Source organism: Tsukamurella paurometabola, assembly GCF_900631615.1.
In the GTDB taxonomy this organism is placed as follows: domain Bacteria; phylum Actinomycetota; class Actinomycetes; order Mycobacteriales; family Mycobacteriaceae; genus Tsukamurella; species Tsukamurella paurometabola_A.
In genome coordinates, this window is sequence record NZ_LR131273.1 from 2,133,427 (window position 1) to 2,147,630 (window position 14,204).

Genomic DNA, 14,204 nt, shown 5'->3' on the forward strand with positions numbered 1-14,204 from the left:
CCTAGAATGAAGGGAAGCCTATCATTACGGTCGTGACCCTTTCTGCGACTGAGGAGGCCCCGACCGGGGGCACTCCGTCCGCGCGTCCGGGGCCGGCCTCCGGCGCCTCCCGGCGCAGGCGCCGCCTGGTCGGGCTGGTCCTGCTGCTCGCGCTGCTGGTGGTGACGGTGATCGCCTCGCTCGCGATCGGCTCCCGCAGCCTCGCGCCCTCGCTGGTGTGGGACGGCCTGTGGCACGACTACACCACCGGGCCGAATCCAGCGGATCCCGAGCTGAACCAGGCCGCGATCATCATCCAGACGCTGCGCGTGCCGCGCACCCTGCTGGCGCTCATCGCAGGCGCGGCGCTGGCGTTGGCGGGTGCGCTGATCCAGGGCCACACCCGCAACCCCGTCGCCGATCCCGGCTTCCTCGGCCTCACCCAGGGCGCGGCGTTCGCCGTGGTCTGCGCGACCTTCGTCGGCGGCCTCACCCAGCCGATCCAGTACGTCTGGTTCGCCTTCCTCGGCACCGCCCTCACTGCGATCCTCGTGTTCGGCCTCTCCAGCCTGGGGCGCGGCGTCGGCTCGCCGCTGACGCTGGTGCTCGCGGGCATGGGCGTGGCGATGTTCCTCAGCTCGACGACCTCCGCGATCGCGCTCAGCGACAACGCCTCGCTCGAGACCCTCCGGTTCTGGAACGCCGGCGCCGTCGTCGGCCGCGGCTTCGACGTCATCGCCGTCGTGGCACCGTTCATCGCCGCCGGAGTGGTCCTCGCGCTCGCCAACGGCCCGGCGGTGAACCTGCTCAACATGGGCGACGACGTCGCCAAGGGGCTGGGCCTCAACATCAACCTCGCGCGGACCGTCGGCATCACGGCGGTCACGCTGCTCGTGGGCGCCGCCACCGCCGCCTGCGGCAGCATCTCCTTCCTCGGACTCATGGTGCCGCACATCGTGCGCTACTTCACCGGCCCCGACTACCGCTGGCTGCTGCCGTATTCGGCGCTGATGGGCGCCTGGCTGCTGCTGGCCGCCGACATCGTGGGCCGTGTGGTCGCGCGACCCGGAGAGCTCGAGGTCGGCATCGTCGTGGCGCTGTTCGGCGCGCCCTTCTTCGTGGCACTCGTCTGGTGGCGGAAGGCGGTCAAGGTATGAGCACCACCCTCGAGCCGGTCGACGAACGCAAGCCGCCGATCCGGCCCGGCCTGCGGTTCGGGAACGTCGTCTCCTTCGTGTGGCGGCCCTGGCCCGTCGCCGTGACGGTGCTCCTCGCCCTCGTGGCCTTCGTGGCCTTCTGCGCCAGCATCCGCCTCGGCGCCTTCCCGATGACCTTCGGCGAGGTCCTGCAGGCGCTGGTCGGCACCGGCGACCAGACCACGCACTTCATCGTCATGGAGCTGCGCATGCCGCGCGCCCTCGTCGGGCTCGTGGTCGGTGCCGCGCTGGGCATGTCGGGCGCCATCGTTCAGTCGATCGCCCGCAACCCGCTGGCCAGCCCCGACATCCTCGGCGTGACCGCCGGTGCGGGCGTGGCCGCCGTCTTCCTCGTCACCTCGACCGGCACCCTCGCGGCCACGCTCAACAACGGCGTCGGGCTCCCCGTGGTCGCTGTGACCGGAGGCCTCCTCACGGGTGGGCTGGTATACCTCCTCGCCGTCCGCGGCGGGGTCGACGGTATGCGGCTGATCCTGGTCGGCATCGCCATCACCTTCCTCATGCGGGCCCTCGTCGACTGGATGTTGGTGCGCGCCGACATCCGCGACGTGGCGCGCGCGCAGACCTGGCTCGTCGGCTCGTTGGAGAGTCGCGACTGGTCGGACGTGTGGACCGCGCTCGGCCTCGCCGTTCCCGCTGCGCTGCTCGCGTTGGCCGCGGCGTTCCCGCTGCGCGCCGTGCAGCTCGGCGACGACGTGGCGCTCGGCCTGGGCGTGCGGCTCGGCCGCAACCGCGCGGTGCTGCTCATCGCCTCGGTCCTGCTCGCCTCCGCCGGCGTCGCCGCCGCCGGGCCGATCGGCTTCATCGCCTTCGTCTCGCCCCAGCTCGCGATGCGGCTGACCCGGCTCCCCACGCCGCCGCTGATCCCGTCGGCGCTCATGGGCGCGGCGCTGCTCTCCTGCGCCGACCTCGCCGCCCGCACGATGTTCTCCGTCGCGCTGCCGGTGGGCATCATCACCGCCGCCGTGGGCGGGCCGTTCCTCGTCTATCTCCTCGTCCGCCAGAACCTCAAGGGGGCCAAGTGACCACAACAGACACCGCGACGACGGCACCGTCGCGCCTCGGCGCCCGCAACGTCACCTCCGGCTACGGGCAGGTCGCGGTCCTCGACGGCCTGGACCTGGACATCCCGACCGGGGTGGTCACCACCATCATCGGGCCCAACGGGTGCGGCAAGTCGACGCTGCTGCGGACCCTCGCCCGGCTGATCAAGCCCTCGTCGGGGCACGTCGTCCTCGACGGCGCCGACATCGCCACGCTCAAGTCGAAGCAGATCGCCACGACGATGGGCCTGCTCCCGCAGAGCCCCCTCGCCCCCGAGGGGCTGACGGTGGGCGACCTCGTGGCCCGCGGCCGGCACCCGCACCAGTCGTGGCTGCGGCAGTGGAGCTCCGACGACGCCGAGGTCGTCGACGCCGCGCTCGAACAGACCGGGGTCCGCGATCTCGCGGACCGCACCGTCGACTCGCTCTCCGGCGGCCAGCGCCAGCGCGTGTGGATCTCGATGACCCTCGCGCAGGGCACCGACCTGCTGCTTCTCGACGAGCCGACGACCTACCTCGACCTCTCGCATGCGCTCGACGTACTCGACCTCGTCGACGAGCTCAGCAGCCAGGGGCGGACCGTCGTCATGGTGCTGCACGACCTGAACCTCGCGATCCGGTACAGCGACCACATCATCGCGATGAAGGACGGCGCGGTGGTCGCCCAGGGGGCGCCCGCGGACGTCATCAGCGAGGAGATGCTGCGCGAGACCTTCGGCCTGCACTCCCGGGTGATCGACGATCCGGTCGCGCCCGGACGCCCCTGCATCATCCCGATCGGCACCCGCCGCACGGGCGACGCCGCTCCGTAGCAGGACGTGCGGCACCGTCGGCCAGCGGTCCCTAGCGGGGCGTGCTGCGCCACCGCGTGTCGTGCATTCCCCATGTCCGTGGACGTAGGGAGGTGGCCGCCCCGCTAGGGAGCACCACGAGCGCAGCGAGGCCTCAGAAAAGGGTGCGGGGGCGGATCGCGTTCGCGAGATCGACCAGCGCGTGCCGCTGCCGTTTGCGTTCGGCGAGCGCGGCGATGTCGCGCAGCGACTTCTCCGTGGCCTTGCGCAGTCCGCGCTCGGTGAGGGCGTGATCGAGCAGCGTGCGGGTGCCGTCCAGCCGGCCGTGCTGGTTGCGGTGCTGCACCCAGCCGAGCGCCACGCCGAGGACCAGGGCGCGTAGCTGCAGCCGGCGGAATTCGGACTTGGGCAGGGTGCGCACGCGCCGTGCCGCCTCGTGCAGCTGCGCCTCCGTGACCTCGGCCAGGTCACGGCCGTGCACCAGCGCGACCACCGACGAGCAGAGTGCGTTGTGGTAGTGCCGGCTCGTCGACGGGACCTGGTCGAGGATCTCGACGGTGCCCACGATGTCGCCCGCCGCGCGCCGCATCCGGGCGGCGCCGAAGGCCGCCGAGATGATGCCGCGGTCGGTGCGCCACACGTTCTCGTACCGGCACCGTGCCCGTTCCAGCCACCCCTCGGGATCGGATTCGCCGGAGACGTAGCAGAATTCGGCGGCGACGGCGGCAGCCAGCTTGGGTGCCGCCTCGCCGGGGGCCTGGTCGGTCACCGTCTCGAAGTAGTCGTAGGCGGCGGCGTAATCGCCCTGCATGAGCGCGGTCTCGGCGCGGTACCAGGTGACCTGCCAGCGGTGCGGCTCGCGGGAGGCGAGCGAATCGAGCAGCGTGGTGGCGGCGTCCACCTCGCCGAGCTCCAGGTGCGCGCGGGCCTCCGCGAGGTCGATCTCGACGGTGCCGGCCATCGCCTCGCGCAGCTCGGCCAGCGAGTCCAGGATCTGCGTGGGGTCGCTGCGCATCGTCAGCGCGAGCACCCCCGCGGCCGGATCGGACGGATTGGCGATCGGAATCGGCAGCGCCGCCAGGACTTCCGGTGCGCGCAGCCGGTCGTCGTGCACCTCCGGGTCGGGATCGACGGCGCGCAGCATCAGCTCCACGCCGAAGGTCGAGCGCTGCGGGGTGAAGACCACCGAGAGCCCGGGGCGCGGCTCTCCGGACTTGGTGGACAGGCACTCCCGCAGCACGCCGAGCAACTGATCGGTCAGTTCCGCCGCCGAGGAGAAGCGCTCCTCCGGCTCCTCCGCCGTGGCCTTCACCAGCAGCCGGTACAGCGAGTTGTACTTCGCGAGGGTGTCGTCCTCGGTGGGCGAGGGCAGACCGTCGACGTACCGGCCCTTCTCCATCGGCACGTTGGCGACCAGGACCGCCAGCGTGCGGCCGACCGTGTACACGTCCGAGGCCACCGACGGTCCGGTCTTGGCGATCTCCGGCGCCTGGAATCCCGGTGTGCCGTAGATGTATCCGTACCCCGCGAGCGGGGCGACGGCGCCCAGGTCGATGAGCTTGACGTCCTCCTCGCTGATCATGATGTTGTCGGGCTTGAGGTCGTTGTAGGCCAGGCCCAGGCTGTGCAGGTACCCGAGTGCCGGGAGCACCTCGAGGATGTACGCGATCGCCTGCTCGACCTCCACCTTGGCGCCGGCGTCACCGTCCTCGGCGGCCTCGGCCAGGATGTCCTTGACCGTCTTGCCCGGCACGTACTCCATCACGATGTATCCGATCTGGGTACCGTCCGGGTCGGGGTGCTCGACGAAATTGTAGATCTTGACGATCGACGGGTGCGTCATCTCGGCGAGGAACCGTCGTTCCGAGACGGCGACAGCCTGCGCCTGCGCGTCGCCCGAGTTGAGCAGGCCCTTGAGCACGACGGGGCGGTCGACGACGTTGAGGTCCGTGGCCAGGTAGATCCAGCCCATCCCGCCGTGCGCGATCGCGCCCTTGATCTCGTACTGGTCGGCGACGATGTCGCCCGGCTTGAGCGCAGGCTCGAACGAGAACCGGGCGCCGCAGTGCGGGCACGTGCCGATCAGTTGCCCGGGCTCACCGTCGTGGGCGCGGCCGACGGGCTTGCGGCAGTTCCAGCAGTACCGCTTGCCCTCCGCGATGATCGGGTTGGTCCGGATCGCCTCGGACGGGTCGACCTCGGTGATCCGGGGGATCTCCACGAGGCCGCCGCCCACGCGGCGGCGCGCGGCGACGCGGGTGGTGCTCACGCTGCGCACCGGCCCGTTGCCGAACCGCGGAGTCGCTTCGGTCGCGACGGCGGGGGCGGGTGGCGGTACGGCCGTGACCTGCGTCCCGACCGGCGGCGGCTCGGTGTCGTCGAACAGGTCCACCATGGGCGCGCCGACGGTGCCCTGCTCCTCCTCGTCATCGTCGAACGTGACGACCTGGGCCTGCGTGTGCTCGGATTCGTCGACGTCGTCAGTCATCGTGCATCACCCCTCGTACCTCGCCGCCGGTGCCGACCAGACCTGCCCGAGCGACGGGGCGAACCACTGGTTGTACAGGCGCATCCACGTCCCGTCGAAGGCCATCCGCAGGAGCACCCCATTGATGAAACGCACGAGGTCGGTCCGGTTCTTCCCGACGCCGACCGCGTAGTACTCGAGCCCCATCGACGGCCCCGTGATGGTGAGGTTCGGGTCCTGGTCCTCCAGCCCCGCGAGGATGGCGTCGTCGGTGGAGATCGCGTCCACCTGCGACTGCTGCAGCATCACCAGGCAGTCCGACCAGGAGTCCGCGGCCACGACGGTGGCGCTCGGGACCAGTCGTCGTACCCGGTCGAGCGACGTGGTGCCGCGCACCTCGCACACCCGGCGGCTGGACAGATCGCCGACGGTGTTGATCGGGGCGCCCCGCGGGGCGAGGATGCGCTGCTGCGCGATGAAGTAGGTTGCCGAGAAGGCCACCGACTTCGCGCGGTCGCACGTGGCGGACATGGTCTTGACCACCACGTCGACGGTGCCCTCCTCGAGCGCCTTCTGCCGCTCCGCGGTGGAGAGGATGCGGAAGTGGATGCGGTCCGGATCGCCGAAGATGGCGGCGGCGATCTGGTGCGCGATGTCGGCGTCGAACCCCTTGATCTCCCCGGTGATGGGGTCTCGGAAGGAGAGCAGGTTCGAGCCGATGTCGATGCCGACGACGAGGCGGCCGCGGTCCTGGATGTCGGCCATCGTCGTGCCCGGCACCATCTGTCCCGGCGCGGGCAGGCCCGACGGCGAGGGCGTCGCGGTGCACATCGACACCTCGGGGGGAATCGGGGTGTCCGCCGGGACGACGGCACCGGACCCCGGGACCGGCTGGTTGACCGCGGTGACGGCGTCGCCGGGCGCCTCGGGCGCCGAGACGACGCAGGCCGTCGACGCCAGCGCGATGGTCATCGCGAGGGCGATCCCACTCAGTGCGCGGCGCATCATCGGTACTCCCTGACCCGCGGGTAGAAGCCCGCCGCGATCCCGGCGGCCGCGAGCACGCACAGGACGAACGCCCCCGGGCCGGAGAAGGCGATCGCGAAGCGGGCGGTGTTCACATTGTCGCGATAGAGCGTGCGGGCCCGGTCGATGGCCGCGGTGAGGTGCCCGTCGAGCGAACGGTAGGCGACCGCGGCCGATCCGGGGTCGGTGCCGATCGCCAGTCGCGTCGCGCCGAGGTAGTCGCCCGTCGCCTCGCGCGCGGCGATCTGCTGGTGCGCGGTGACCCAGCGCTGCGCGTCGGCTCGCGCCGCCTCGACCGCGGCGGCGATCTGGGGATCGGAGTCGCCGACCGACTTCAGGTCCTCCTCCGCGGCCTGCAGGGTCTCGGCGAAGGCCGAGGTGGGCACGCCGCGGCCGGCGCCGCGCTGCACCAGACCCATCGTCTCCATGGAGCGGGCCTTCTGCGTCAGGGTGCGGGCCTGGGAGAGCGCGTCGACCGCCGCGGTGCCGCGTTGCTCGGCGCGCAGCGAGTAGGTCGACGAGGTGAGGCCGGCGACCACCACCCAGGTCATCGCGATGGTGAGCGCCGCTGCCGCCACGACCAGGCCGCGGTTCACCCGGCGCTGCGTGCGCCGCGCGAGGTACTGGTGCGTGAGCAGGACCGACGCCAGCGCGATGCCGAGCACGCCGTAGATCGCCCACGGCGGCGACGCGAACTGGTCGTGCGTGCGGCGAAGGTTCTCGGTCTCCTCGCGGTAGAAGCTCTCCGCCGCCGGCAGCAGGGTGTCCTGCATCAGCGTGGACGCGGTCGCGAGGTACGCGGCGGCCACCGAGTTGTCGAGCCGGTTGTTGGTACGTGCCGTCTCCACCAGCCCGGTGTAGACGGGCAGGTTCATCGCGAGCGTGTCGAGGTTGTCGTGGGCGCGGCCGTCGTCGGCCGGCAGGCTCGTCGCCGAGGTGATGAGCGCCTTCCCCGCCGTGGCGAGGGCGACGCTGTAACTGCTCTGGATCTCGTCCGAGGGGAGGCCGCCGGCGACGAACGCGGCGTTGGCCGATTCGTTGGCCGCGGAGAGGGAGCTGTAGAGCACCTGCGCCGCGTGCGCGCGGGGCTCGTAGTCGGCGAGGTTCTGTTGCAGCACCTCGGTCCGCGACAGTTGCGCCGCGGAGGTGAACCAGCCGGCGAACAGGCACATCGTGATGAGCACGATCGCCATCGAGACGAGCTTGCCGGGGCTGGAGGTGAAGAACTCACGGAGCTCCGCGAAAACCGAGGATTCGGGGAAGGATCGGAGGCGCAGGGACGACAGCTGCCGGTTCTTCGACGCCTGGGCTGTCACGTCCACTCCTTCCCTGAGTTCCGCCCTTCGGCCGGGGTCGGTCCACTGCGGACATCGTGCCTTCGACCCTATCGCGCGGCCCCCTCCCACAGCCGGGATGACGCGCAGAGACGTCTCCCCGAGTGGCCCGTCGTTCGGCTACGGTGGGTGCCATGTTGGGTGACGGGAACGGCTGGGTCCGCGACCCGGACGGTTCCCGGTTCTGGGGCCGGTTCGGTGCCGCGGGTCTGTTGGCTCTGTCGCCGGACGAGAGCCGCGTGTTACTCCAGCACCGGGCGTGGTGGAGCCACCAGGGCGGGACGTGGGCGCTGCCCGGCGGGGCGCGCGATTCGCACGAATCCGCCGCCGACGCGGCGCTGCGCGAGGCGTTCGAGGAGACGGGGCTCCCGCCCACGTCGCTCGAGGTGATCTCGGAGGTGGTCACCGCCCGCTCTCAGGTCGGCTGGACCTACACGACGGTGCTCGCCCGCCTCGTCGAGCCGCGCGAACTGGTGCCGAACGAGGAGTCCACGGCGCTCGAGTGGGTGCACCTCGGTGCCGTCTCGGACCGCAAGCTGCACCCCGCCTTCGCCGCCGCCTGGCCGGAGCTGCAGGTCCAGGTGCGCGCCCTCGCGGACGACTAGCTCCGCTCCCCGCGCTGCCGCTCCGCTCCCCGCGCTCCCTAGCGGGGCGGACACCTCCCCATGTCCATGGACACGGGGAATGCACGACACGCGAGGGTGCTGAACGTCCCGCTAGGGAGGGCCACGGCTCAGCCGGCGGTGAGGGCGGACGCGAGGGCGCGGGCGGCGGCTTCGGGGTCGGCGGCGGCGGTGATGGCGCGGACCACGACGATCGCGTCCGCACCGGCGGCGGTCACCTCGGGCACCCGGGGCAGGTCGATGCCGCCGATGGCGAACCACTTCCGGGCGGGCGCCGCCGCGGCGGTCTCGCGGACCAACGGCAGCCCCGGCGCGGGGCGGCCCGGCTTCGTGGGGGTGGGCCAGCACGGCCCGGTGCAGAAGTAGTCGACGCCCTCCTCCGCGGCGGCCGCGCGGGCCTGGGCACCGTCGTGCGTGGAGCGACCGATCACCACGTCCGGCCCCACGATCTCCCGGGCCACCGGCACCGGCAGATCGTCCTGGCCGAGGTGCAGGACGTCGGCGCGGGCGGCGTACGCGATGTCGGCGCGGTCGTTCACCGCGACCAGGGCGCCGTGCGCGTGTGCGATCTCCCGCAGCTGCGCGACGAGCTCGATCTCCTGCGCCGCCTCGAGCGCCCCGAACTCGCGCTCGCCGGCCGAGCCCTTGTCGCGCAACTGCACGATGTCGACGCCGCCCCGCAGTGCGGCGGCCACGAACTCGGCGAGGTCACCGCGCTCGCGTCGGGCGTCGGTGCACAGGTACAGGGAGGCGGAGGCGAGCCGCTCGCGGGGGGAGATCATGGCCACAGCGTAGGCCCGGCGGAGTAGGCTGGGGCACGTACACACACGGGAGCTCCCGCCGCGGGGCTGAGAGTGGGGCACGTCGCGCCCCTGACCGTCAGACCTGATCCGGGTAATGCCGGCGAAGGAAGGATTTCGGCGTGAAGAAGACTGTGACCGTCGTGGGCGGAGGCACCGTCGGCCTCACCGTCGCCTGGACCCTGGCACGGCGCGGAAGCACCGTCACCGTCGTCGATCCGCAGCCCGGATCAGGTGCCTCCTGGGTGGCCGGCGGCATGATCGCCCCCTACTCCGAGGCCTGGCCCGGCGAGGACGAACTGTACCGGCTCGGTGTCGAATCCCTCGGCCTGTGGGAGGGATTCGCGCGCGACCTCCAGCCCTTCGCCGACGGTCCGCTGATCACCGCCCGCGGTACCGTCCACCTCGCGGTCGACGACGGCGACGCCGCCGACGTGGAGACGATCGCCGCCGCGGTCGGTGATGCCGCGGTCTTCGGCCCACTGCGTCCGTCGGCGGCGGCACGGGCGGTTCCCGGTGCGGCGCCGCGGATCCGGGCGGCCGCATCGGCTCCCACGGAGATCGCCGTCGACAACCGGCGCGTGCACGGGGCGCTCCGCGCGGCCTGCATCACCGAGGGGGTGACCTTCCGGGCGGAGGCGGTGGACGGCCCCGCCGGCCTCGACGACCTCCCCGGCGACGCTGTGATCGTCTGCGCCGGAGCGAATTCCGGCGCCCTTGCGCCGGGCCTCGGCGTGCGGCCCGTCAAGGGGGAGGTGGTGCGGCTGCGGCGCGGCGCGACGTGCCTGCCGCCGCCCGAGGTGACGGTCCGTGCCCGCGTGCGGGGGCGGCAGGTGTACGTGGTGCCCCGTTCCGACGGGGTGGTCGTGGGGGCGACGCAGTACGAGAACGACCACGACCTCGGCGTGCGGATCGGCCCCGTGGTGGAGCTGCTGGACGACGCGTTCACGGTGCTGCCGTTCCTGCGCGAGTACGAGTTCGCCGAGGTCACCGCAGGCCTGCGGCCCACCACGGCGAGCAACGTGCCGGTGATCGCCCCGCTCGGCGGCCGGGTCTACGCGGCCACGGGCCACGGACGCAACGGGCTGCTGCTCGCCCCGGTGACGGGCGCGCGAGCGGCCGATATGGTTCTTCAGCAGGAGGTGCAGGCATGGAGCTGACGGTGAACGGCGACGACCGGCAGGTGCACGACGGGACGTCGGCGCACTCGCTGCTCGAACAACTCGGGCTCCCCGACAAGGGCGTGGCGATCGCCGTGAACGGCGCCGTCCACCCGCGCTCGCGGTGGGACGAGGCGCTGCCCGCCTACGCCGACGTCGAGGTCCTCACGGCGGTCCAGGGTGGCTGAACGGACCGATCCCCTGGTCATCGCGGGCCGCGAGTTCGGCTCGCGGCTCATCACGGGCACGGGCGGCAGCGCCAACCTCGAGCATCTGCGCGCGGCGCTCGTCGCCTCGGGCACCGAGCTGACCACGGTCTCGCTGCGCCGCACCAGCCTCGCGGAGGGCGGCGGCGTGCTCGGGACGATCCGCGAGCTGGGGATCATGCCGCTGCCGAACACGGCGGGCTGCCTCGGTGCCGCGGAGGCGGTGCTCACCGCCCGGCTCGCCCGCGAGGCGCTGCACACCGACTGGGTGAAGCTCGAGGTGATCGGCGACGAGCGGACCCTGCTGCCCGACGCCGTGGCCCTCGTGGAGGCCGCCGAAGAGCTGGTCGCCGACGGGTTCACGGTGCTGCCGTACACCAACGACGATCCGATCCTCGCGCGGCGGCTCGCCGATGTGGGATGCGCGGCCGTGATGCCCGCCGGCTCGCCCATCGGCACCGGACTCGGCATCCTCAACCCGCACAACATCGAGATGATCGTGGCGCAGAGCCCGGTGCCCGTGATCCTCGATGCCGGGATCGGAACGGCGAGCGACGCCGCGCTCGCGATGGAACTCGGCTGCGACGCCGTGCTTCTCGCGTCGGCCGTCACCCGCGCCGCCGATCCGGAGGCGATGGCGACCGCGATGCGGCTCGCGGTGGAGGCGGGCCGGCTCGCCCGGGGCGCCGGGCGGATCCCGCAGCGTCAGTGGGCCGTCGCCTCGTCCCCGATGGACGGCCGGATGGCCGGGACGACGGGCGGCCGTGGCGGGGCGTGATCCCGCCGCGCGTGCCCCCGGCGGGCGCGACGCGGCGTCGGCGGCACCGTCGGGACGGATCCGGCGCGGCGCGCAGATCGGCGGCGTCGCCGTGCGCCATGCCGCCCGGACGGCGGGAACCCTGGCCGCGTCGCGGTTCCGCGACGAGCAGGCCGACCGGGACGCCCGCGATGCGACGATCCTCGCCCTCGCGGACGACCTCGTGACGGTGCTCGGAGGCATGCGCGGGGCCGCCATGAAGCTGGGGCAGCTGCTGGCGGTCATCGACATCGGCATCACGGACACCTCGGCCCGGGCGGCCTTCGCGGATCGCCTGCAACCCCTGTTCCAGGCGGCGCCGCGGTGGACCGATGCCGCCATGATGAAGCTGCTCGACCAGGAGCTGGGGGAGCGCCGCAGCCGCATCACCGCGCTCGAGGGGCCCATCGCCGCGGCGTCGATCGGCCAGGTCTACCGCGGTGTCCTCGACGACGGTCGCGCCGTCGCGGTGAAGGTGCAGTATCCGCGGGTCGACGCCATGGTCCGGGCCGACCTCAAGAACATGCGGCTGCTCCTCAAGGTGCTGGGCAAGTACATCCCCGCCACGAACGCCGCCGCCCTGTCCGAGGAGATCGCCCGGCAGGTCCTCGCCGAGGTGGACTTCGTCGCCGAGCTGACCAACCACCGCTACTTCGCCGACCTCTTCGCCGGGCATCCGGGTATCGTCGTGCCGCAGCCCGTCGACGAGCTGTGTACCGGCCGGGTACTGGTCACGGAATTCGTCGACGGGGAGCCGTTCACGGCGGCCACCACCCTGGACCAGGAGAAACGGGATCGTATCGGCGAGGCGATCTACCGCTTCTACTGCGGCGAGATGTACCGCACGGGCCGCTTCTGCGCGGATCCGCACCCCGGAAACGTGCTGATCCTGCCGGACGGCCGCGCGGGGTTCGTCGACTTCGGGATGACCGTGCACCTGACCGACGCGGAGCACGCCTTCGAACGCGAGCTGTTCACGGCGCTGCTGCGTGGCCGAACCGACCGGGTGCACGCGCTCGCGGTCCGGGCCGGGTTCATCGGCCGCCCCGACCTGATGGGCGCCGAGGACCTGGCCGAGTACATCGACAACGTCGTCGGCTGGCACCTGCACGACGGCGACGTGACCATCACCCCGGAGACGGCGCGGCGGGCGATGGTCGCCGCGGCTCTCCCGGCGGGCGGCTTCTACGACAAGTTCGAGGGGCAGATGCTGCAGGCCGAGCACGCCCTCGGCCGGCGCACGGACATGTCGACGGTCGCGCTGCTCGGCGAACTCCACGCGACCGCGCCGTGGCGGGCGATCGCGTGCGAGATACTCGGCCTCGGCGGCCCCGCGACGGCGTTGGGCGTTGAGATCGCAGAGTGGCGTGAGCTGCATGGAGGGGATGCGGGATAGAATCTTCAACCATGTCGGTACCGGAGTCGGGCGTCGCGGAGGCCCCCAGGCCGCGCCGCGGCCGGCCGCCCTCGGTCGGCCTCGCGGAGCGCCGTCGCGAGGAGTTGACGGACGCCGCGTTCGCGGTGTTCGCGGAGCAGGGCTACGAGCAGGCTTCCGTCGCCGATATCGCCCGTCGCGCAGGCATGGGGCAGGGCACGCTCTACCGGTACGTCGAGGGCAAACGCGAACTCCTCGACCTCGTCTTCGACCGCTGCGTCGACGAGCTGATGACGGCGATCCAGCCCGACCGGGTCGTCGAGGTGACCGCGAGCGCGGACCTCCAGACGGCGGAGAACATGGTCGAGGAGGTGGCCGCGCGCCTGTTCGACCTCATCGACTCGCGGCCCGACATCCTCAAAGTCGTGATGGTGCAGTCCGGCACCGTCGACGAGGAGCTCCGGTTCCGCATTCAGGGCCTGTACCAGACCTTCGACTCGATGATGGGGCGCGCGCTCGGACACGCCCGCGACCGCGGCTGGATCGTGACCCGCACGGAGGCCCCCGAGAAGGAGACCGTGCAGCTGGGGCGCCTGCTCCCCGCGCTCGGTGTACCGGGCCTGGTGATGGCGCTGACCGGGGGCGACGATCCCGAACGGCGCCGCGCCTACGTCCGCGCCGCCGTCCGGATGTCGGCCAGCGGTGTCCTGTCCGACGATGCCCGGACCGCTCTGCCGGCCCTCGCGCCCTCGCACGACGCGGCGCCCTCGCCCGCGTCCCCGCCGTCGCCGGGCGCCGGCCGTTCCGCCGAGCTGCTCGACGCGGCGATCGCCGAATTCGTGGAGAACGGGTACGCCGCGGTCGGGGTGCGCGAGATCACCGAACGCGCCGGCGTCAGTCACGGCACGTTCTACAACTACTTCGACAGCAAGCGGCACATGCTGTCCGTCCTCATCGAGCGGAACCGGGAGGTGCTGCTCCGCCGGCTCGACGCGGTGGTCGCCGCGCTGCCCGAGGAGGTCACGGTGGAGGGGCTGCAGGCCGCGGTCCTGGGCCTGAACCTCGATGTCCTGCTGGACATCGCCGAGCGCCTGGACGAGTTCCGGTTCCTCGCGCTCGAGGTCCCGGGGGTCGACGTCGAGGCGTTCGACACCTATCTGGGCCTGTACCGCGAGGCCACGGACCGGCTCGGGGCGGTCCTCGGCCGCGCCCGCGCGGCCGGCCTGCTGCACGAGAGTCTCGGCACCGGCGACATCGCGGAGGTCTGGCTGGGGTACATGCTCGGCACCGTCGCCGCGATGGTCAACGACGTCGACGTGACGAGCCCCGCCGAGAGCGCTCGCGTGGTGACGAATCTGCTTCTCGGCGGGGCCCGGACGCGCTGACC

The 14,204-nt window shown here is 72.3% G+C and carries 13 protein-coding genes and 1 riboswitch; of the genes, 9 read left to right on the top strand and 4 right to left on the bottom strand.

Features of this window, described 5'->3' with window-relative positions:
- The first annotated feature begins 32 nt into the window (after positions 1–32).
- Genes ELY19_RS10630 through ELY19_RS10640 form a run of 3 tightly spaced genes read left to right on the top strand, consistent with a single transcriptional unit; the run spans position 33 to position 3,051 of the window.
- Entirely contained in the window at positions 33–1,136 is a 1,104-nt protein-coding gene (locus ELY19_RS10630; RefSeq protein WP_126196170.1) for a FecCD family ABC transporter permease, read from the top strand.
- Entirely contained in the window at positions 1,133–2,221 is a 1,089-nt protein-coding gene (locus ELY19_RS10635; RefSeq protein ID WP_126196171.1) for a FecCD family ABC transporter permease, read from the top strand. The genes ELY19_RS10630 and ELY19_RS10635 overlap by 4 nt, the downstream gene beginning before the upstream one ends.
- Positions 2,218–3,051 (top strand): ABC transporter ATP-binding protein, encoded by an 834-nt coding sequence (locus ELY19_RS10640; protein WP_126196172.1) that lies wholly within the window; start codon positions 2,218–2,220, stop codon positions 3,049–3,051. Before ELY19_RS10635 ends, ELY19_RS10640 begins: the two co-directional genes overlap by 4 nt.
- Positions 3,052–3,184: 133 nt before the next feature.
- On the opposite strand, the gene ELY19_RS10645 is transcribed toward ELY19_RS10640, so the two are convergent.
- The 3 genes from ELY19_RS10645 to ELY19_RS10655 are packed head-to-tail and all read right to left on the bottom strand — an operon-like array spanning position 3,185 to position 7,839.
- Positions 3,185–5,518, bottom strand: coding sequence for a serine/threonine-protein kinase (locus ELY19_RS10645; RefSeq protein ID WP_126196173.1), 2,334 nt, complete (start codon positions 5,516–5,518; stop codon positions 3,185–3,187).
- Positions 5,519–5,524: 6 nt separating this feature from the next.
- Positions 5,525–6,505: a glutamate ABC transporter substrate-binding protein gene (locus ELY19_RS10650; RefSeq protein ID WP_126196174.1), complete on the bottom strand. Its 981-nt coding sequence runs from the start codon at positions 6,503–6,505 to the stop codon at positions 5,525–5,527.
- Positions 6,502–7,839 (bottom strand): GlnX family signal transduction membrane protein, encoded by a 1,338-nt coding sequence (locus tag ELY19_RS10655; protein WP_126196175.1) that lies wholly within the window; start codon positions 7,837–7,839, stop codon positions 6,502–6,504. The genes ELY19_RS10650 and ELY19_RS10655 overlap by 4 nt, the downstream gene beginning before the upstream one ends.
- 152 nt (positions 7,840–7,991) lie before the next feature.
- Here ELY19_RS10655 and ELY19_RS10660 point away from each other — a divergent pair, with 152 nt between their 5' ends.
- A complete protein-coding gene (locus ELY19_RS10660; protein ID WP_126196176.1) occupies positions 7,992–8,462 on the top strand; it encodes an NUDIX hydrolase in 471 nt (156 codons plus the stop codon).
- Between the two features lie 128 nt (positions 8,463–8,590).
- On the opposite strand, the gene thiE is transcribed toward ELY19_RS10660, so the two are convergent.
- Positions 8,591–9,262, bottom strand: a complete 672-nt coding sequence (gene thiE / locus ELY19_RS10665; RefSeq protein ID WP_126196177.1) for a thiamine phosphate synthase — start codon at positions 9,260–9,262, stop codon at positions 8,591–8,593.
- Positions 9,263–9,297: 35 nt separating this feature from the next.
- Positions 9,298–9,409, top strand: a riboswitch (TPP riboswitch).
- Between thiE and thiO the strand changes: the two genes are divergently transcribed.
- The 5 genes from thiO (at position 9,403) to ELY19_RS23470 (ending at position 14,202) form a co-directional block, all read left to right on the top strand.
- A complete protein-coding gene (thiO, locus tag ELY19_RS10670) occupies positions 9,403–10,440 on the top strand; it encodes a glycine oxidase ThiO (RefSeq protein WP_126196178.1) in 1,038 nt (345 codons plus the stop codon). (Overlaps the previous riboswitch by 7 nt.)
- Entirely contained in the window at positions 10,431–10,628 is a 198-nt protein-coding gene (gene thiS, locus ELY19_RS10675) for a sulfur carrier protein ThiS (protein ID WP_126196179.1), read from the top strand. The genes thiO and thiS overlap by 10 nt, the downstream gene beginning before the upstream one ends.
- Positions 10,621–11,424, top strand: coding sequence for a thiazole synthase (locus tag ELY19_RS10680; RefSeq protein ID WP_126196180.1), 804 nt, complete (start codon positions 10,621–10,623; stop codon positions 11,422–11,424). The genes thiS and ELY19_RS10680 overlap by 8 nt, the downstream gene beginning before the upstream one ends.
- Before the next feature lie 58 nt (positions 11,425–11,482).
- Positions 11,483–12,838, top strand: coding sequence for an ABC1 kinase family protein (locus tag ELY19_RS10685; protein ID WP_322745661.1), 1,356 nt, complete (start codon positions 11,483–11,485; stop codon positions 12,836–12,838).
- 11 nt (positions 12,839–12,849) lie between these two features.
- Entirely contained in the window at positions 12,850–14,202 is a 1,353-nt protein-coding gene (locus ELY19_RS23470; protein ID WP_164711577.1) for a TetR/AcrR family transcriptional regulator, read from the top strand.
- The last annotated feature ends 2 nt before the right edge of the window (positions 14,203–14,204 follow it).